Consider the following 18818-nt stretch of genomic DNA (forward strand, 5'->3'; position numbering starts at 1 on the left):
CGCGATGACGCCCCCCAACCTCCGCGTCCACGGACTCACCAAGTCCTTCGGCGGGGTCACAGCCCTGGCCGGCGTGGACCTCACGGTGCCCGCGGGCCAGGTCCATGCCCTGCTCGGCCACAACGGCGCCGGCAAGTCGACCCTCATCAAGTGCCTGGGCGGCGCCTTCCCACCCGACTCCGGCACGATCGAGATCGGCGGAACACCGTATGCGCGGCTCACTCCGCGCGAGTCGATCGCGGCAGGCGTGGCGATCATCTACCAGACGCTGAGCGTGGTCGACGCGCTCACCGTCGCCGAGAACATCTTCCTCGGCCAGGAGTGGACCCGGTACGGCCGCATCGACCGAGGCGCGCAGGAGGAAGCGGCCGCCGGGCTGCTGAAGCGGGTCGCCGCCACCTGCTCCCCGCGCGACCGCGTGGGCGACCTGCCGACGGGCCAGCGCCAGCTGGTGGAGATCGCCAAGGCACTCAGCCGCAGCGCGTCCGTGCTGGTCCTGGACGAACCCACCGCCGCGCTGTCCGGTGCCGAGAGCGACGCCCTGGCCAGGCGGGTCGAGGACCTGCGCACGGAGGGGCTGGCCATCGTCTACGTCACCCACCTGTTGTCCGAGGTGGAGCGGCTCGCGGACGCGGTGACCGTGATGCGCGACGGCCGCGTCACCCACCAGTCGTCGGTGACGGGGCTCTCGCGCGGCGAACTCGTCACGGCCATCGCGGGCCGCCCCCACGAGCAGACCGTGCGCCCCGCCCCGAACTCCGCGCGCCAGGCCACCGCGCCCCGCCTCGTCGTCGAGGGCCTGCACGGCCCCGGCTTCGGCCCCGTCGACCTCTCCGTGGGCGAGGGCGAGCGGGTCGGTCTCTTCGGGCTCATCGGCTCCGGCCGTACCCGCCTGCTGGAGACCCTGTTCGGCAGGCGCAGGTCCACCGGCGGCACGGTACGGCTCGGGGAGCGCGCCGTGGCCCCCGCCCGGCCCGCCCAGGCCCTCGCGGCCGGGATCGCCCTGGTGCCGGCCGACCGGCGGGCCCAGGCCCTCTTCCCGCCGCTGACCGCGCAGGACAACGTGCTCCTGCCCTCGATGCGGCCGCTCGCCCGCGGAGGTCTGCGCGCGCTGGGCACCGAGCGGCGCGTCTTCGGCGCCCTGGCCGACGCCGTAGGCCTGCGGCCCGCCCTTCCGGGGCTGCCCGCGGGCGCCTTCTCCGGCGGCAACCAGCAGAAGCTGGTCCTCGGCCGCTGGATCAACACCGCCCGACAGGTCCAGGTCCTGCTGCTCGACGAGCCGACCCAGGGCGTGGACGTCGGCGCCCGGCACGAGATCTACCGGGTGGTGACGGGGCTGGCGGAGGAACGCGGCACGGCCGTGCTGTTCGCCTCCAGCGACCCCGAGGAGATCGTCGCCCTCGCCGACCGGTGCCTGATCGTCGCCGGCGGCCGGGTGGTCGGCGAACTCTCCGGCGCGAGCCTTACCGAGCAGGCCTTGCTCTCGGCCGTCCACGACAGGGCCGTATCCGGCACGGCCGTCCACGACAGGGCCGCCTCCGGCACGGGTGGCACGGCCGACGTGGCCCCGGACCAGCACGCCGACCCGGGCGCCGACAACGATCCGGGGCCGCTCGCCCCGCCCGCCGAAGGAGCAGCATGACCACCGCCGACACCGCCCTGTTCCGACCCCGTGCCCTGGCCACCGGCGGCCTGGCCGCCGTACGACGCCACCCGCTGATCCTCGTCCTCGCCGCGATGGTGCTGGTCTTCCAGGTCTCCACCGGCAGCTTCCTCGCCCCGGCCAACCTCAGCGGCATCGCCACGGATGCCGCCGCCCTGGCCGTCGTCGCCGTACCGCTGGCGCTCCTCGTCATCAGCGGCTACCTCGACCTGTCGGTCGGCTCCACGCTCGCCCTCGGCGGACTCGTCGCGGGCAGGCTCGCGAACGAGGGGCAGTCGCCTGCCGTCGCCGTCCTGGGCGCGCTGGCGGTGGGCGCCGCGGTGGGCGCCGTGAACGGTGTGCTCTGCTGCTACCTCGGTCTCTCGCCGTTCATCGTGACCCTCGGCATGCTGACCGCCGTACGCGGACTGGACCAGCAGCTCTTCCCGCTGCCGCTGAGCGGCTTCGGCTCCGGTTTCGCATGGCTGGGCGGGGCGACGATCGCCGGGATCGCCGCGCCGGTCGTCATCGCGGCGCTCGTCCTGGTCGCGGGCGCCCTGTTCCTCGCGTTCGCCCCGGGCGGCCGGCACGTGTTCGCCATCGGGGTCAACCGGGAGGCGGCACACCTGTCGGGCATCAACATCCGCCGCACCCCCTTCCTCCTGTTCGTGGCCACCGGCGTGGCGGCCGCGCTGGCCGGGGCCGTCAAGGCGTCGGTGCTGGACAGCGTGGTGGCCGGCACCTCCGGCGCCGGGTTCGAACTGACCGTGCTGACCGCCGTCCTGATCGGCGGGGTCGCGCTCACCGGCGGCTCCGGATCGATCCTCGGCGTTCTGCTCGGCGTGCTCTTCCTCGGCGGACTGCAGAACGGCCTCACCCTGCTGAACGTGCCGACGTTCTGGCAGCAGATGGCGCAGGGCACGGCGCTGGTGGCAGGCGCCGCACTGGCATACCTCGCACCACGGACCGGCCGCTGACGCCATGTCCCGCCGCTTTTCTTCGTTCCCCTCCTCTCTGAAAGGCCCGCCGTGAGCGACACCGCTCCCACCCTCGTCCTGACCGGCGGTCAGGTCCTCACCGTCGACCGTGACTTCACCGTCGCGGAAGGCGTGGCCGTGCGCGGCCGGGACATCGTCGCCGTCGGCACGGACGCCCAGATGCGCGCGCTGATCGGACCCGGTACCCGGGTCGTCGAACTGGGCGGGCGGACGGTCCTGCCCGGAATCAACGACTCCCACCTGCACGGTGCCGCGTACGGGATGACGAAGCCGCCGTTCGCCCTCGCCGTGGGCCACCCGGCGGTCGGCTCGATCGACGACATCGCCGCTGTCGTCGGCGACGCGGTGCGCACCGCGTCGCCAGGGGAGTGGATCGTCGGCCTCGGCTGGGACCCCGGCTACCTCGACGAGTGCCTCTCGGACCAGGGCCGGTTCCCGCACCGCCGGGACCTGGACGCGGTGGCCCGGGACAACCCGGTCTGCCTGACCGACTTCTCCTCGCACATGGTGTGGGCCAACAGCGCGGCACTGCGCGCCTGCGGCATCGACCGGGACACCGTCGCCCCGCCCGGTGGTGTCATCGACCTCGGCTCCGACGGAGAGCCCACGGGCATCCTGCGCGAGGCCGCCCAGCGGCTGGTCCAGGCGGCCCTGCCGTCCCCGACGACCGCCCAGCGTCGGGAGGCCGTCCAGGGAGTCATCCACGAACTCCACTCCCGGGGCATCACCAGCTACACCGAGCCCGGCCTCGGCCCCGGCGGCGCGGGAACCCTGTTCGGCGGCCTGAGCACGGACAACTGGACCGCGTACGCCGAGCTGGCCGCCGAGGGTGAACTCGACGCCAGGGTCAGCGTGCTCCTGCTGCCCGCACCCATGGGCGGTTCCGCCGACGACGTCCGCAAGGGTCTTGCCGAGCTTGACCGTCCCGAGTCCGCCGACCCGCGCGTGCTCAACGCGATCGGTGTCAAGATCTTCGCCGACGGGGTACCCCCGAACCGCACCGCCTGGATGCGCGATCCCTACCCCGGCGGCGGCCACGGCGCGCTGTGCGTGCACGGCGAGAGCCCCGCGCTCCAGGTGGAGGAACTGCGCGAGATGATCCGCCTCGCCCACGAGGCGGGTTTCCAGCTCGGCGTGCACGTCACCGGCGACCGGGCCATCGACACCGTCGTGGACGCCTTCCTCGCCGCGGACGAGAGGGCACCCCGCCCCGACGCCCGCCACTACGTCATCCACGGCGACTTCGTCGGCCCGGCCAGCCTGGCCAAGCTCGCAGCGCACGGGTACGGCGTCAACATGAACCCCGGCATCAAGTGGACCATCGCGGACCTCATGGACGAGGTCGTGGGTCCGGTCCGCTCGGCCTACCAGTGGCCCGTGCGCTCGGCGATCGAGGCCGGTGTGACCGTCTGCGCCAGCTCCGACGCGCCGATCACCGAGCCCGACTGGCGCCAGGGCGTGGCCGCGATGATGCTGCGCCAGTCCAAGGCCAGCGGCCGGCAGAGCGGCCCCGACCAGTGCGTGCCGCTCGCCGACGCGCTGCGCGCCTACACGGCCAACGCGGCCTGGCAGGACTTCGCCGACGACTGGAAGGGCACGATCGAACCCGGCAAGGTCGCGGACCTCTGCGTCCTCGACCGCCCGCTGCTCGACCTCGACCCCCATGACATCACCGATGTGGAGGTGGTTCTCACGGTGTTCGACGGACGAGTGGTCCACGAACGGTGAGCTCCACGGGAATCCCGGCATCGGCTGGTTCCTCATGTCCGCCTGACGCGAGTCGCCGGCCGGGATTTGGCCCTCAGCCCTGGTGAGCTGTTCGGCTTCGGCCGCCGGCGCCGAGCACGCTCAGGACGGCGTCCGGTGGTTCTTCCTCTCCGGTGCCGTGCGTTCGGCAGAGGAGTCTGGGGTGGACGCGAGGGAGGCCAGGAAGGCGCGGCGTTCGGCGGACGGGGTGCCCGCCAGCGGCCCGACCTGCGGGTGTTCGAAGACGGTGGAGCGGCTGTGCTCGGGCCGGACGTCGTGCCTGGACCACAGCGTGCGGAAGTGTCCGCTGCGGACGGAGAGTTCGCCGACCAGTTCGGTGCGGGCGAGGTCGTCGACGTCGGGCAGGCTGGTGCCGGGGGTGAGGACAGGGGTGAGCGCCTGGGCGAGGGGATTGGCGGCGAGGACGTCCATGAGCCGGCCGTGCACGCAGGCGGGGGTGTACGGCCAGGTGTCGATGAGCCGCCGGATACCCGCCGGGACACGCTCGGGGCGGCGGGGCGCCGGGCACTTGCGGGAGCGCTCCGGGCCGGCGAGGCGGTGAGCTGGCGGGCGGCAGCGTCGTCGAGGCGCAGGGCGCGGGCGAGGGCGTCGAGGACCTGGGGTGAGGGGTTGCGGTCGCGGCCCTGTTCCCGACGCAGGTAGTAGTCGGCGCTGATACCGGCCAGCAGGGCCGGCTCGTCCCGTCGCAGGCCGGGCACCCGGCGCCGGCCGGACGCCGGCAGGCCATCGGAACCGTGCCGGTAGGGCTTGGCATCAGCATCTTGAGGCGCGGAATCAGAGACATAGTTGGCACTTTGGTACAGCCTCGTCGTTGGGGGCGTCGAAGCGGTGCGCGTACGCCGTGGCGGTGCTCATCTGCAGCCAGACCCGGGGCGGTCGGGCAGCGCCCGCGATCGCGGCGCCCACGACCCGGGTGGAGTCGACCCGGGAGTCCATCATTTCGTGCAGATTGGCCGCCGTGTATCGGCAACTCACCGTGCGTCCGGCCAGATTGATCACGACCTCGTGGCCGGCGGCGTCCAGTGCGCGCTTCAGGACCGCGCCGACCTGTCCGGTGCCCCCGGGAATCACCATCTTCATCGGCTCCCCCTCCTTCGTCTCGGGGGAGCCTGGACCAAAGAGTTGAACGCGTTCAAAACCATCTGGCACAATCCGCGATTTCAGCCAGCCTCGCCGTGAACGGGTCTGCTGCAGGTTCGGTCACGCGGCCTGGAGAGCCGGTGCGGTCATGACGGTCTCGAATTCGACGGGGGTCGGTCGGCCCAGTGCGGCTTGTCTGCGGCGCCGGTGGTAGGTCCTCTCGATCCAGGTCACGATCGCGATCCGCAGCTCCTCGCGGGTGGTCCAGCCCCGGCGGTCGACGACGTTCCTCTGCAGCAGGCTGAAGAAGGACTCCATGGCCGCCAGGCGGATGTGAGACAGGTGCCCGTGCGCCGCAGGCGCCCCTGCGGCGCACGTAAGCAGGTGGCCCTCACCACGGCCGCCGACTGCCTTCCCGACCTTCCTGGACCAGCACGGCGTCCCCCGGTCCAAGTCCTGGCGAACCCTCGCCAGCTGACCTCGACCACTCGAGATCGCCGGCAGAGTCAAGCTCAAGCCACGACTCCCCGCGGTGGGTGCGAATACTGCGATGCGGTTCCCTGACGCTGCGTGGCCTTCTAATCTCGGCTCATGGACTGGTTAATGGCCGCAGGGGTGGGGGTGGCTGGTGGCGCCACCATGGAGGCCGTCGATGTGATCAAGTCCGTCAAGTGGCACCGCACGATGCCATGGAACGTGCAGCCGGACACGATCGATCCTCCACGGCGCCAGCCTGATATGCGGCCGGGGGAGGAGCAGTTGCCCGCGCCCGGCTGGCAGGGGTATTGCGTTGCCACAGTGCTGCGGCTGTTCGTAAGTGGGGCTCCGACGGGCGTCCTCGCCGCGACGTACACGCACAGTGTGAACCCGCTCGTGGCCTACATGGTCGGCTTGGGGGCGCTGTCAGTCGTTCAACAACTCGCTTCGCTGGTGCCATTAGCGGTCAAGAACGCCGGCCGGGCAGCCTTGGGCGGTATGGCTGAGGAGGCACAACAGCAAGCCGCTCAGCCATACCCCAACGGTCATGGGCAGGCCAATGGTGTTCCTGAGCTGACGCAACCACGGGGTAGCACCACGCACGTTCCGCAGCCAGGCACGGGCATCACCGCGCCACAGGGACCAGCAGACGCCGGGGGGCAGGTATGACCCTGGCTGCTGAGTCCTTCGCCGGCCGTGTTCTGGCTGTCTTCTCGCGCCGGTCCCCAGGCTTTCGGCCGCCCGCAGCGTCGTTCAGGCTCGCTGCCGCTCGGGATCGGACCGTCGTTCCGCCCGTTCCTTCGCCTGCCAGCACCCCCGACCCGCCCGAAGCGCCGCCAACCGGCACAGACCGCGTTCAGGCAAGGCCAAGTGACGCCTCAACCCCACACCGGCCTCCCCTCGGTCGCCGTCTGCTCGCTTCGGCCCTGCGCATCCGGATGCATCCAGCGAAGGCGTCCGACACATCCGCGCGGGATGAAGGAGGGAAGGCTGCAGCACAGAAAACCGATCGCACGAGCAGCCCCACCGCGCCGCCGCCCACGCCGAGCCCGCGACCACGGCCCCAGCAGAAGGGACATCCCAGGTACGAAAGCGGTGCCGTGCCGCAACGCCTGCCGGGCGAGGACCGCCAGGAACACGGCGCGCGGCGGCAGGGGTCGGTTCCGCAGCACCTGCACAGCGAGGACCGCCAGGAGTACGAGCGGATCCTCGATGAGGCACTGCGCTCCGCACCGTACCGCCCGGAACTGGGCGCTGTGGGACAGCGTCTGAACACCGAACAGCTGCGCACCATGGCGCTCAACGCCGCCGCACTCATCACGGCGGCCGCGGCGACCGAGTACCAGCACTACGTGAAGGTCCGCGAGGAACTGCGCAACCCTGCGCGGTCCACCCCGGCCGCCGTCCAGGACTCCGGCTCCGCGGAGCCGGGCACGGGCGGCGCGCTGGGGCTCGCCACCACCCTCGGTGAGGCCACCGACAGTAAGCCTGCCGGCGCCGTCGCTGTCGTCGCGGTGCTGGCCCCCGTCCTCTCCGGCGCAGCCACAGCAATGCTGCTCCTCGTCGGCTACGTCCTGAAGATGCTGGACCCGCAGCCGGCATTCGCCCAGACCATGCTGACCGTCGGATGGGTGTTCGGCGCCGTGACGGCAGCCGCGATACTCGTAGCCGCCGTCGGGCTGCTGTTCACGGCTCTGCGCAACAGCCCCACGCTGGACGCCGGAGCCTACGGCGAGGCGAGCGGGGAGGTGGCCCGGGCCAGGGAGGCCTGGCGGGGGGCACTGCTGGAGCGCGGCATCCTGCCGTTCCTGAAGGCAGCGCTGGCAGACCCGGACACGAGCGCCATGCACCGCACGGCATCTTCGGCTCCGACTGGCCACATGCCGCATATCGGCTACGACCGCCCGGGCTTCACCAGCCCCGACGACGGCTCGGCCTGGGGATCGCGCCCGAGCTTCACCAGCCCCGACTACACCAGTCCGGACTTCGGGGGCCCGGAACACCAGCCGGAGTGACCAGACCGGCGACGAGCGGCTGGTGCCGCAGCAACACAGTGCTCGGATCCCGGGCCGTCTCTCCCTGTCCGGCACCGACGGCGGCGACCGGCTGGGACGTCGACTACCACGAGCGGCCCATCGTCTGGTTCACCTACTTCCTCCAGGAGGCCGGGCACGTCCTGCTCGACGAGCGGGACTGCGAGGGCTTGTGGCCGCGCGGGGTACGCCACGACGACGCCCCGTTCTGCGAGACCGGGATCACCCACCGTCGGACACTAGCCACCGGACACCGGGTAGGTCATTCCGTTAGGACCTCTTAGGGCGTGCCGGGAAACAAGTCGTGGCTTCCAACTCCGAGGATCGTTGCAGTGGTATGGGGAGACCGTAGGGCATCGAGGCCGTCCTGGCCGCGAAGTTCGAGACGCTGTTGCCGCATCTCGACGAGCGTCAGCGCCGGCTGGCCATAGGCGCGGAGGCTCGGTCACTGGGACACGGCGGAAACAGACTCGTCGCCCGTGCGGCCGGAGTCCAGGAGGGCACGGTCTCGCGCGGGGTGGCTGAACTGGAGTCCGGCCAGGACCCGTTGGGACGAGTGCCGTATCCGCGGGACCGATCTGACGCCGCCCGAGCTGCGTGCATCGAGGTGATGCGCCGCCACCTCGGCGAACGGTCGTGATCTTGGTGCCAACCATCCCACTTTTGTGCCAACCAAGAATCCTCGTCACAGAACCTGCCCCGGCCCCTACAGCCCCACGATCGCGTTCCATCGCTTGGCGAAGTCGACCCGTTCCTCCGAGGTGATGTCGCGGGCGATGGCGAGGCGCTTGCGCATGGCGGTGTTCGGGAAGATCAGGGGATTGTCGGCGAGGGCCGCGGTGTCCTTGTCCTTGGAGTCGGCGAGGACCTGCTGGGCGGCCGGGACGGGGCAGACGTAGTTGACCCAGGCGGCCAGCTCGGCGGCGACCTGCGGGTCGTAGTAGTAGTCGATGAGACGTTCCGCGTTGGCCTTGTGGGCGGCGCGGTCCGGGATCATCAGGGAGTCCGACCAGAGCTCCGCGCCCTCCTCGGGGACGACGAACCGGATGTCGGGGTTGTCGGCCTGGAGCTGGATGACGTCGCCGGAGTACGCCTGGCAGGCCAGGACGTCGCCGCTGACCAGGTCCTTCGTGTAGTCGTTGCCCGTGAAGCGGCGGATCTGGCCCCGGTCGATCTGCTTCTGCACCTCGTCGCAGACGTCGTGGAAGTCGTCGGCCGTCCACTGGGTGATGTCCACGCCGTTGCCCTGCATGAGCAGCGCGAACGCCTCGTCGAGGCCGGAGAGCAGGGTCACCCGGCCCTTGAGGTCGCTCGCCCAGAGGTCCTTGACGTGCCGGATCTCGCGGCCGAGCTTCCTGCGGTTGTACGCGATGCCGGTGATGCCCGACTGCCACGGCACGGTGTAGAGGCGGCCCGGGTCGAAGGCGGGCGAGCGGAGCAGCGGGTCCAGGTACTTCGCCACGTTCGGCTGCCGGGCGCGGTCCATCCTCTGGACCCAGCCCAGACGGACGAAGCGCGCACACATCCAGTCGCTGATGACGATCAGGTCCCGGCCGGTGGACTGGTGGTTCATCAGCGCGGGGCTGATCTTGCCGAAGAACTCGTCGTTGTCGTTGATCTCCTCGATGTAGTCGACGGAGATCCCGGTGTGCTTCTCGAAGGCGTCCAGGGTGGGCCGCTTGTTCGGGTTGTCGTCGTCCACGTCGATGTACAGCGGCCAGTTCGCGAAGACCAGTCTGTGGTCCGTGGCGGACAGGTCGGTGACGGCGCGGTCGCCTGCCTTCACGTAGGCGGCCGGCACCCCGCAGCCCGCCAGCGCACCGAGCGCGGCGGTGCCGCCGAGCGCGCGCAGCAGGGAACGACGGGAGAGCGCGGGCGTTCGGGGAGGATTCTGGGGCACCCCTGCAGCATGCCGCCGATGCCGGTGATCGGACAATCGACGCTGCGTCGAGCGCCCCGACGCGGACCGGACACCTTGTCGATGACCCATGTCAACACCGGGTTACGTGGGCGGTCACCGGCGGTAGGGCCAGCTCGACGGTGAGTCCTCCCGTGGGGTGCGGGTGCGCCCGTACCCGGCCGCCGTGGGCCGCGACGACCGCCGCCGCGATGGACATCCCGAGGCCGAGACCGTCCCGATGGGGGCCCCTCCCGCGCGAGCGTGTTCGAGCGTGGGGGAGCACCCGGTCCTCCGCGCCGAGCCGCCGGAACGGCTGGAACAGCTCCGCCGCCCGGTCCGCCGGGATCACCGGCCCGCTGTTGGCGATCCGCAGCCCCGGCCGCCCGGCCGCGTCCACCCCCGTCCACACCCGCACCCAGCCGCCCTCCGGGAGGTTGTGCCGGACGGCGTTGTCGGCGAGGTTGACGACGAGCCGTTCGATGAGCTGCGGATCTCCGTACACGGGCGCGTGTTCGAGCCGCACCGCCAGCCGTACGCCGGTGTGCGGGAGCCACGCCTGTACGACCTGCGCCAGGTCGACCAACTCCCGCCGCTCCAGACCGCACTGGCTGCGGGCCAGGGTCAACAGCGCGTCGATGAGCCGCTCCTGCTCCTGCCCGGCCGCCCGCACTCGCAGCAGGGCAGCCCGCAACGCGTCCACGGAGGCGTCAGGGTCGGCGAGAGTGACGTCGACGACCGCCTGTTGGAGCGTGAGCGGGGTGCGCAGCTCGTGCGAGGCGTTGGCGACGAACCGCTTCTGGGCCTCGAACGCGCCCTCCAGCCGGGCGAGTACACCGTCGATGGTGTCCGCCATCGCCTTCAGCTCGTCCCCCGGTCCGGTCACGGCGAGCCGTTCGTGCAGGTTGTCGGCGGAGATCCGGCGGGCGGCGGCGGTCATGGTGCGCAGCGGCGCCAGCACCCGCCCGGCCATCAGCCAGCCCAGGGCGACCGACAGGACGACCATCACGGCGAACGCGACACCGGCCTCGATGAGGAGCTGCCGCATCTGGTCCGCGCGGACGGCCTCGGCGAACGCGCGGACGGACGGCGGGACCGGCGCGCCGGTTGCCGAGGAGTCCCCGTCGGGTACCGGACCGTCGCCGCTCCCGCCGGAGGCAAAGGTCTCGCCGCCCTCCGCGCTCGCGGCGAGGAAGTAGGTGAATCCCAGCAGCAGCGCGCCGGCCACCGTGAACAGGGCGCTGTAGAGGAGGGTGAGACGCCAGCGGATGCCGCGCGGACGCCAGGAGACCCACGGGATGCGGCCGTTCATCGGATCCGGTACCCCGCCCGCTCCACCGTCTCGATCAACGGCGGTGTCCCCAGCTTGCGTCTGAGCCTGCTGACCGTCACCTTCACGGTCTGGCTGAACGGATCGGCGGCCTCGTCCCATGCCCGCTCCAGCAGTTCCTCGGCCGACACGACGGTTCCCTGTGCGCCCAGCAGCAGTTCGAGCACGGCGAACTCCTTGGGGCTGAGCGCCAGTCGGAGTCCGCCCCGGGTCGCCTCCCGTCGAGCCGGGTCGAGCCGTAGCTCGCCGCGAACCAGGACCGGCGGCAACGAGGGCTGCGCACGCCGCGCCAACGCCCGTATGCGGGCGACGAGTTCGGCGAACGCGAACGGCTTGGGCAGATAGTCGTCGGCGCCGAGCCCGAGCCCCGCGACCCGGTCGGCCACCGTCCCGGACGCCGTCAGCATCAGCACCCGCGCCCGGCCGCGCCCCTCGGCGAGGGTCCGGCACACCTGGTCGCCGTGCAACCCGGGCAGATCGCGGTCCAGTACGACGACGTCGTAACCGTTGATCTCGGCCCGCTCCAGCGCGGTCGGACCGTCGAAGGCCAGGTCGACCGCCATGCCCTCGCGGCGCAACCCGGCAGCCACGGTCGCGGCGAGCTCCTCGTGGTCCTCGGCCACCAGCACACGCATGCGGTCAGTGTGGCCGGTCGGCGGTTACAACGCGATAAGCCCGGCCGTTCCCGCGCCGTAACCGTCCCGCCGGTTGCCTGGAGTCCGTCAGCACGACAGTGCGAACACCACGACCACCACGGAGGAACCCATGCGTGCACTGGCAACCCGGCCGCGACGGATCGCCATCGGCATCGCCGTCGTATCGGCCGCCGCACTCGGCACGGTCAGCGCGGCGGCGGCGCAGTCGTCGCCCGCTCCCGGCCACTCGGGCGGCGGCCACCCGGGCAGGGGAGGGGCCTCCCTCGCCGTCTCCTACCGGCCGACCGGGAACGCCCCCGCCGACGTGAACGCGGTCAACGACGACTTCGCCGCCTGCATGCGCGCGCACGGTGAGCCGGCGGTCCCCGTCTTCCACGCCACCGGGAACGCCGCCAGGAACGCCGCCGGCAAGGTGACCCTGGAGGTGCAGGGGGGACCCGACAAGAACGGGGCCACCCCGAACCCGAAGCTGTTCCAGAAGGCCCTCAGGTCCTGCGCCCCGATCCTCAAGGACGTCGGCATCACCCTGTCGACCGACGCCGACGAACCGCCGGCGCTGCCGTAGCCCGGCGAGGGCACCGGGGGGCACCGGGGGGCACCGGGGGGCACCGGGGGGAACCGGGGGGAACCGGGGGGAACATCGCGGCCCCGGACGGAACTCGATCCGTCCGGGGCCGTGTCGCACGCTGTGGGAACTACGCGTCCAGCGACGTCATCACGTGCTTGATCCGCGTGTAGTCCTCGAACCCGTACCCGGACAGGTCCTTGCCGTACCCCGACTTCTTGAACCCGCCGTGCGGCATCTCCGCGACCAGCGGAATGTGCGTGTTGATCCACACGCACCCGAAGTCCAGCCTCTTGGACATCCGCATCGCGCGCCCGTGGTCCTTGGTCCACACCGAGGACGCCAGCGCGTAGTCGACGCCGTTGGCCCACTCCACGGCCTGGTCCTCGTCCGTGAAGGACTGGACGGTGATGACCGGTCCGAAGACCTCGTTCTGGATGATCTCGTCGTCCTGCTTCAGCCCGGAGACGACGGTCGGCGCGTAGAAGTAGCCCTTGTCGCCGACCCGTTGGCCACCGGCCTCGACCTTGGCGTGGGCGGGCAGCCGCTCGATGAAGCCGGCGACCTGCTTCAGCTGGTTCGGGTTGTTCAACGGCCCGTAGAGCACGTCCTCGTCGTCCGGCCGGCCCGTCTTCGTCTCGGCCGCGGCCTTCGCGAGCGCCGCCACGAACTCGTCGTGGATGGACTCCTGGACGAGCACCCGGGTGGCGGCCGTGCAGTCCTGGCCCGCGTTGAAGTAGCCCGCCACGGAGATGTCCTCGACGGCCTTGGCGATGTCCGTGTCCTCGAAGACCACGACCGGCGCCTTGCCGCCGAGCTCCAGGTGGACCCGCTTGAGGTCCCTGGCCGCGGACTCGGCGACCGACATGCCGGCCCGCACGGAGCCGGTGATGGAGGCCATCGCCGGGGTCGGGTGCTCGACCATCAGCCGGCCGGTGTCACGGTCGCCGGTGACGACGTTGAAGACACCCTTCGGCAGGATCCCGCCGAGGATGTCGGCGATCAGGACGGTCGACGCCGGCGTGGTGTCCGACGGCTTCAGCACCACCGTGTTGCCCGCGGCGATCGCCGGGGCGAACTTCCACACGGCCATCATCATCGGGTAGTTCCACGGCGCGACCTGCGCGCAGACACCGACCGGCTCACGGCGGACGATGGAGGTCATCCCCTCCATGTACTCGCCGGCCGAGCGGCCCTCCAGCATCCGGGCCGCACCGGCGAAGAACCGGATCTGGTCGACCATCGGCGGGATCTCCTCGGAGCGGGTGAGCCCGGTCGGCTTGCCGGTGTTCTCCACCTCCGCCGCGATCAGCTCCTCGGCCCGCTCCTCGAACGCGTCCGCGATCTTCAACAGGGCCCGCTGGCGTTCGGCGGGCGTGGTGTCGCGCCAGCCCGGGAAGGCCGCGGCGGCGGCCGCCATCGCGGCGTCGACGTCGGCCGCCCCGGACAGCGGGGCCGTCGCGTACGCCTCGCCGGTCGCGGGGTTGACCACCTCGGTGGTCCGTCCGTCGGCGGCGTCCCGGAACTCACCGTCGATGTAGTTGCGCAGACGACGCAGCTCGGTGCTCACTGCCGGCCCTCCAAGTTCGGGTGTCCAATGGCTGAGACACCCACACTAATCCGAGATCCCACGTTTTCAACACCCCCGCGGGCGCCACGTCTGCGAAATCCGCAATCCACGACACCTCAAACAACGAATTTCATCGATACGGCCTTGCGGAACCGTCAGGGCGTCGTGCACAGTGAGGTCGTGGCCAGTCGAAACGCAGACCAGAGGGACTCGTCCCGCGAGTCCAGGAACGGCACCCCCCAGTTGGACGCCGTCTCCCTCGCCATCATCCAGCAGCTCCAGGAGGACGGCCGCCGTCCGTACGCCGCGATCGGCAAGGCCGTCGGCCTGTCCGAGGCCGCCGTGCGCCAGCGCGTCCAGAAGCTGCTGGACCAGGGCGTGATGCAGATCGTCGCCGTCACGGACCCGCTCACCGTGGGCTTCCGTCGGCAGGCGATGGTCGGCGTCAACGTCGAGGGCGATGTCGAGTCCATAGCGGACGCGCTGACGGCCATGTCGGAAGTCGAGTACGTGGTGATGACCGCGGGCTCGTTCGACATCCTCGCGGAGATCGTCTGCGAGGACGACGACCACCTGCTGGACGTCATCAACAAACGCATCCGGGCGCTGCCCGGCGTGCGCTCCACCGAAAGCTTCGTCTATCTGAAGCTGAAGAAGCAGACCTACATGTGGGGAACCCGATAACCGTGAGCCAGAAGGACCTCAGCCGCACCGCGTACGACCACCTGTGGATGCACTTCACCCGCATGTCCTCGTACGAGCACTCCCCCGTCCCGACCATCGTCCGGGGCGAGGGCACCTACATCTACGACGACAAGGGCAAGCGCTACCTCGACGGTCTCGCCGGTCTGTTCGTGGTCCAGGCCGGTCACGGCCGCACGGAACTCGCCGAGACCGCCTTCAAGCAGGCCCAGGAGCTGGCGTTCTTCCCGGTGTGGTCGTACGCCCACCCGAAGGCCGTCGAGCTGGCGGAGCGACTGGCCGACCACGCCCCGGGCGACCTGAACAAGGTCTTCTTCACCACCGGCGGCGGCGAGGCCGTCGAGACCGCCTGGAAGCTCGCCAAGCAGTACTTCAAGCTCCAGGGCAAGCCGACCAAGTACAAGGTCATCTCCCGCGCGGTCGCCTACCACGGCACCCCGCAGGGCGCCCTGTCGATCACCGGTCTCCCGGCTCTCAAGGCTCCCTTCGAGCCCCTCGTGCCCGGCGCCCACAAGGTCCCGAACACCAACATCTACCGCGCCCCGATCCACGGCGACGACCCGGAGGCCTTCGGCCGCTGGGCCGCCGACCAGATCGAGCAGCAGATCCTGTTCGAGGGCCCGGACACGGTCGCCGCGGTCTTCCTGGAGCCGGTCCAGAACGCGGGCGGCTGCTTCCCGCCCCCGCCCGGCTACTTCCAGCGCGTCCGCGAGATCTGCGACCAGTACGACGTGCTGCTCGTCTCCGACGAGGTCATCTGCGCCTTCGGCCGGCTGGGCACGATGTTCGCCTGCGACAAGTTCGGCTACGTCCCGGACATGATCACCTGCGCCAAGGGCATGACCTCGGGCTACTCCCCGATCGGCGCGTGCATCGTCTCCGACCGCGTCGCCGAGCCGTTCTACAAGGGCGACAACACCTTCCTGCACGGCTACACCTTCGGCGGCCACCCGGTCTCCGCGGCGGTCGGCCTCGCCAACCTCGACCTGTTCGAGCGCGAGAACCTCAACCAGCACGTCCTGGACAACGAGGGCGCCTTCCTCTCCACCCTGCAGAAGCTGCACGACCTGCCGATCGTCGGCGACGTCCGCGGCAACGGCTTCTTCTACGGCATCGAGCTGGTCAAGGACAAGGCCACCAAGGAGTCCTTCAACGACGAGGAGACCGAGCGCGTCCTGTACGGCTTCCTCTCCAAGGCCCTGTTCGAGAACGGCCTGTACTGCCGTGCCGACGACCGCGGCGACCCGGTCGTCCAGCTCGCCCCGCCGCTGATCTCCAACCAGGAGACCTTCGACGAGATCGAGCAGATCCTGCGCGCCACCCTCACGGAGGCGTGGACGAAGCTCTGATCGAGCCCGATCAAGCTCTGATCAAGCTCTGATCAAGCTCTGATGATCGGATCAGCGGTCCGATCCGGCCCCGGCGCCGTCCGTTCGAGTGAGAACGGCGGCCCGGGGCCGTGTGCTGTCCGGGCTCCGCCTCCGGTCCTGCCTAGCGTGCACGTGACCGATCGGCCCAGCCTTCGTTCCCCCGGACGTGGGAAGGCACGGAAGGCACGGCAAAACGGATCAGAACCGAGGTGTACGCCCATGGAGGCCCCGCCGGACAACGACGTGCTGTGGGCACGCTCCCTGCACTTCCGCCACCAGGACGGCTCACCCGGTGTCGCCGGCGTCTCGCTCGGCGTGCGGGAGGGCGAGATCCTCGCCGTCAGCGGCCCGCGCGGCAGCGGCAAGACGACGCTGCTGAGCTGTCTGGCCGGCCTGGTCCCGGCACAGGGCGGCGAGGTCTGGTTCAACAGCCAGGCCGTGCACCGGATGGGCCCCTTCGCCCGTGAGCGGCTGCGCCGGGACCGCTTCGGCTGGATCGACCCGGCCCCGACGCTCGTCCCCGAACTGAACGTCTGGGAGAACACCGCCCTGCCGCTGATGCTGCGCGGCACCGGCCGGCGCCGGGCCAAGGTGGCCGCGCTGGAGTGGCTGGAACGCCTCGACGTCGGCGACAAGGCCCGCAGGCACCCGGCCGAGCTTCTGCAGGCCGAACGCCAGCGCGTCGCCATCGCCCGCGCCCTGGCCCCCGCCCCCACGGTCCTCTTCGCGGACGAGCCGACGGCCCCGCTGCACCGCGCCGACCGCGCCCACGTCCTGCGCACGCTCACCACCGCGGCCCGCTCGCACGGCATCACGGTCGTCCTCGCCACCCACGACGCGGAGACGGCGGCCCTCGCCGACCGCAAGGTCACGCTCCTGGACGGCCGCCGGGTGAAGACGGTCCACCTGCCGCCGGTCCCCGAAGCGGAAGGCCGGGCCGAGTGCTCGCTCTCCGTCTGACCCGCGCCGCCCGCCCGGCCGTCCACCTGCGCCGCCTCCTGGTGGCCACGGCGGCGGCGGGCACGGGCTTCCTCCTCCTCGCCGCCCTCGGCTACGCGCTGGCCCACCCGGACCACTCCACGGCGGCGCTGCTGCGCCTGTCCTGGTGCGCGATCCCGGTCGCCGCCACCGTGCACCTGGCGGTCGCGGTGGCCCGAACCGACCCCGCTGCCAGGCCTCGCTCCGGCCTCTCGGCCTTCGGCCTGGGCCCGGCCCGCCTGATGGCGATCGCCGCCCTCAACACGGCCCTCGCCTGCGTCCTGGGCTCCCTGCTGGCCCTCCTGGTCTTCCTGCACCTGCGCGGCGACCTCACGGGCATGCCCTTCGACGGCGCGGCGAAGGACTTCCTGGCACCGGACAGGCCCCTCCCCCTCCCGGCGGCCCTGACCCTCCTGACCGTCCTCCCGGTCCTGGCCTCCACGACGGTCGCGATGGCGCTCCGCCCCCGAGACCTGCCCCACCCCGGCACCCGCTCCCGCAGGTACGGCCGCTTCGGCGCCTACGAGACAACGGCGAGACGCGAATCCTTCGGCACCTACGGCCGCTTCGGAGCCAACTTCTTCCGCGCCCCGACAACAGCCCCCCGCCCGCCCGACAACGCCACGCCGACCCTCCAGCCATCCCACACCCCCACGACCGGCAGCCAGCTGCCCCACACCCCCACGACGGACACCGACTCACCGCACGCCCCCACCACCGACGCCCAGTCGCCGCACGTCCCCACGACGGGCACCCAGCCACCCCTCGCCACCGGCGGCCAGCCCCCCTCCGCCCCCACGACCGGCAGCCGGTCGCCCCTTCGGCCCCTGGGCGGCGCCCAGCCCGCACGTCATCCCGCGGGCGGTCGTGCCGCTGTGGCGGCACGGGTGGGCGCGGACGGCACCCTGCAAGCGCCGGGAAGCGACACCCCGCCCACCCCCGCCCCCACGGACGGCACCCTGTCGGCGCCGGTGAGCGAAACGCACCCCCCGGCCCCCGCCGACCGCACCGAGGACACCCCGGACCAGCTCCCCGGCCTCCCCGGCCTCCCCGCCGCCACCCCTCTCGCCGCCGCCACCCTCGCCGGCCTCCCCTGGGGCGTCGCCGTCCTCGCCGCGGGCCTCGCCGTGGAGTCCTACGCCGGCTTCACCGGGACCACCCCGCAGACGGCGCTCCCCGGCGGCCTCGCCGTAGGCCCCGTCGGCGTCCTCGTCGGCTGGTCGCTCACCGCCCTCGGCCTGGTCCTCGCCGCCCCCGGCCTCACCCACGTCTGCGGCCTCCTCCTCCAGTCCGTCCGCCCCGGCGCCCGCCGCCTCCTCGCCGGCCGGGTGCTGATGGCGGAGGCCACCCGCATCGGCCGCCCCCTCGGCGTCGTCTGCGCGGTCGCGTCGGCGGCCTTCGCGGCCACCACCCTCGACGGCGACGACGGCAGCGCCCCCGCCTTCGGCCCCCTCACCGTGCTCGGCGGCCTGCTGGTGGCCGGCTGCACGGTCGCCACCCTCCTCACCACGGCCGTGGCGGCCCGCCAGTCCCGCGCCGACACCACCTCGGCCCTGCTCCGCCTCGGCGCCCCGACGACCGTGCTGCGCAGCGCCGCGGCCCTGCGCGCCGGCGCCCTGGTGGCCTTCTTCGGCCCCCTCACCCTGCTGGTCGCCGAGCTCGCCGCGCTCCCGCTCGCCCGCTGAAAGACCGTACGAGAAAGGTCCGGGCCCGGCGATGACTTTCGCCGTGGCCCCCGGTCTATCCCCGCGAA

General features: G+C 71.7%; 16 protein-coding genes and 4 pseudogenes. 12 read left to right on the plus strand and 8 right to left on the minus strand.

The features are described 5' to 3' along the window. The first annotated feature begins 4 nt into the window (after positions 1 to 4). The 3 genes from IEZ11_RS19140 to IEZ11_RS19150 are packed head-to-tail and all read left to right on the plus strand — an operon-like array spanning position 5 to position 4368. Positions 5 to 1642, plus strand: coding sequence for a sugar ABC transporter ATP-binding protein (locus IEZ11_RS19140; protein ID WP_189264020.1), 1638 nt, complete (start codon positions 5 to 7; stop codon positions 1640 to 1642). Beyond that, entirely contained in the window at positions 1639 to 2619 is a 981-nt protein-coding gene (locus tag IEZ11_RS19145) for an ABC transporter permease (protein ID WP_189264021.1), read from the plus strand. The genes IEZ11_RS19140 and IEZ11_RS19145 overlap by 4 nt, the downstream gene beginning before the upstream one ends. Positions 2620 to 2670: 51 nt before the next feature. Next, a complete protein-coding gene (locus IEZ11_RS19150) occupies positions 2671 to 4368 on the plus strand; it encodes an amidohydrolase (protein ID WP_189264022.1) in 1698 nt (565 codons plus the stop codon). Positions 4369 to 4488: 120 nt separating this feature from the next. On the opposite strand, the gene IEZ11_RS50955 is transcribed toward IEZ11_RS19150, so the two are convergent. The 4 genes and pseudogenes from IEZ11_RS50955 to IEZ11_RS19165 all read right to left on the minus strand — a co-directional run. Beyond that, positions 4489 to 4833 (minus strand): MmyB family transcriptional regulator, encoded by a 345-nt coding sequence (locus IEZ11_RS50955; RefSeq protein ID WP_229713168.1) that lies wholly within the window; start codon positions 4831 to 4833, stop codon positions 4489 to 4491. A 176-nt stretch (positions 4834 to 5009) separates the two neighbouring features. Further along, a pseudogene (locus tag IEZ11_RS50960) lies at positions 5010 to 5105 on the minus strand (transcriptional regulator); the annotation flags it as partial. A gap of 103 nt (positions 5106 to 5208) precedes the next feature. Then, positions 5209 to 5487: pseudogene (locus tag IEZ11_RS19160) on the minus strand (epimerase); the annotation flags it as partial. Between the two features lie 120 nt (positions 5488 to 5607). Continuing rightward, positions 5608 to 5811, minus strand: a pseudogene (locus IEZ11_RS19165) (IS3 family transposase); the annotation flags it as partial. Positions 5812 to 6078: 267 nt separating this feature from the next. On the opposite strand from IEZ11_RS19165, the gene IEZ11_RS19170 reads away from it, so the two are divergent. From IEZ11_RS19170 to IEZ11_RS19185, 4 genes and pseudogenes are all read left to right on the plus strand, one after another. Next, positions 6079 to 6633 (plus strand): hypothetical protein, encoded by a 555-nt coding sequence (locus IEZ11_RS19170; RefSeq protein WP_189264023.1) that lies wholly within the window; start codon positions 6079 to 6081, stop codon positions 6631 to 6633. 431 nt (positions 6634 to 7064) lie between these two features. Beyond that, positions 7065 to 7979: a hypothetical protein gene (locus tag IEZ11_RS19175; protein ID WP_229713171.1), complete on the plus strand. Its 915-nt coding sequence runs from the start codon at positions 7065 to 7067 to the stop codon at positions 7977 to 7979. Further along, entirely contained in the window at positions 7976 to 8281 is a 306-nt protein-coding gene (locus tag IEZ11_RS19180; protein ID WP_189264024.1) for a hypothetical protein, read from the plus strand. The genes IEZ11_RS19175 and IEZ11_RS19180 overlap by 4 nt, the downstream gene beginning before the upstream one ends. Positions 8282 to 8352: 71 nt before the next feature. After that, a pseudogene (locus IEZ11_RS19185) lies at positions 8353 to 8565 on the plus strand (ISAzo13 family transposase); the annotation flags it as partial. Between the two features lie 138 nt (positions 8566 to 8703). Here IEZ11_RS19185 and IEZ11_RS19190 read toward each other — a convergent pair. From IEZ11_RS19190 to IEZ11_RS19200, 3 genes are all read right to left on the minus strand, one after another. Continuing rightward, positions 8704 to 9897 (minus strand): extracellular solute-binding protein, encoded by a 1194-nt coding sequence (locus IEZ11_RS19190; RefSeq protein ID WP_229713174.1) that lies wholly within the window; start codon positions 9895 to 9897, stop codon positions 8704 to 8706. Between the two features lie 91 nt (positions 9898 to 9988). Next, positions 9989 to 11206, minus strand: coding sequence for a sensor histidine kinase (locus tag IEZ11_RS19195; protein WP_189264026.1), 1218 nt, complete (start codon positions 11204 to 11206; stop codon positions 9989 to 9991). After that, entirely contained in the window at positions 11203 to 11859 is a 657-nt protein-coding gene (locus IEZ11_RS19200; RefSeq protein ID WP_189264027.1) for a response regulator transcription factor, read from the minus strand. Before IEZ11_RS19200 ends, IEZ11_RS19195 begins: the two co-directional genes overlap by 4 nt. Before the next feature lie 130 nt (positions 11860 to 11989). Between IEZ11_RS19200 and IEZ11_RS19205 the strand changes: the two genes are divergently transcribed. Further along, positions 11990 to 12445 (plus strand): hypothetical protein, encoded by a 456-nt coding sequence (locus IEZ11_RS19205; RefSeq protein ID WP_189264028.1) that lies wholly within the window; start codon positions 11990 to 11992, stop codon positions 12443 to 12445. 130 nt (positions 12446 to 12575) lie between these two features. Here IEZ11_RS19205 and IEZ11_RS19210 read toward each other — a convergent pair whose 3' ends face one another. Next, the gene (locus IEZ11_RS19210; RefSeq protein WP_189264029.1) at positions 12576 to 14015 is read right to left on the minus strand and encodes a gamma-aminobutyraldehyde dehydrogenase; all 1440 of its coding nucleotides are present in this window, start codon (positions 14013 to 14015) and stop codon (positions 12576 to 12578) included. Positions 14016 to 14180: 165 nt separating this feature from the next. Between IEZ11_RS19210 and IEZ11_RS19215 the strand changes: the two genes are divergently transcribed. From IEZ11_RS19215 to IEZ11_RS19230, 4 genes are all read left to right on the plus strand, one after another. Beyond that, positions 14181 to 14699, plus strand: a complete 519-nt coding sequence (locus IEZ11_RS19215) for an Lrp/AsnC family transcriptional regulator (protein WP_189264030.1) — start codon at positions 14181 to 14183, stop codon at positions 14697 to 14699. Further along, on the plus strand, positions 14684 to 16066 hold the full coding sequence (locus tag IEZ11_RS19220) for an aspartate aminotransferase family protein (RefSeq protein WP_229713176.1): 1383 nt from the start codon (positions 14684 to 14686) through the stop codon (positions 16064 to 16066). Before IEZ11_RS19215 ends, IEZ11_RS19220 begins: the two co-directional genes overlap by 16 nt. 240 nt (positions 16067 to 16306) lie before the next feature. Then, positions 16307 to 17047 carry an ABC transporter ATP-binding protein gene (locus tag IEZ11_RS19225; RefSeq protein ID WP_189264032.1) on the plus strand — a complete coding sequence of 247 codons (741 nt, stop codon included), beginning with the start codon at positions 16307 to 16309 and terminating at the stop codon, positions 17045 to 17047. Next, a complete protein-coding gene (locus IEZ11_RS19230; protein WP_189264033.1) occupies positions 17029 to 18750 on the plus strand; it encodes a hypothetical protein in 1722 nt (573 codons plus the stop codon). Before IEZ11_RS19225 ends, IEZ11_RS19230 begins: the two co-directional genes overlap by 19 nt. The last annotated feature ends 68 nt before the right edge of the window (positions 18751 to 18818 follow it).

The organism is Streptomyces fuscichromogenes, assembly GCF_014645815.1.
Lineage (GTDB): Bacteria > Actinomycetota > Actinomycetes > Streptomycetales > Streptomycetaceae > Streptomyces > Streptomyces fuscichromogenes.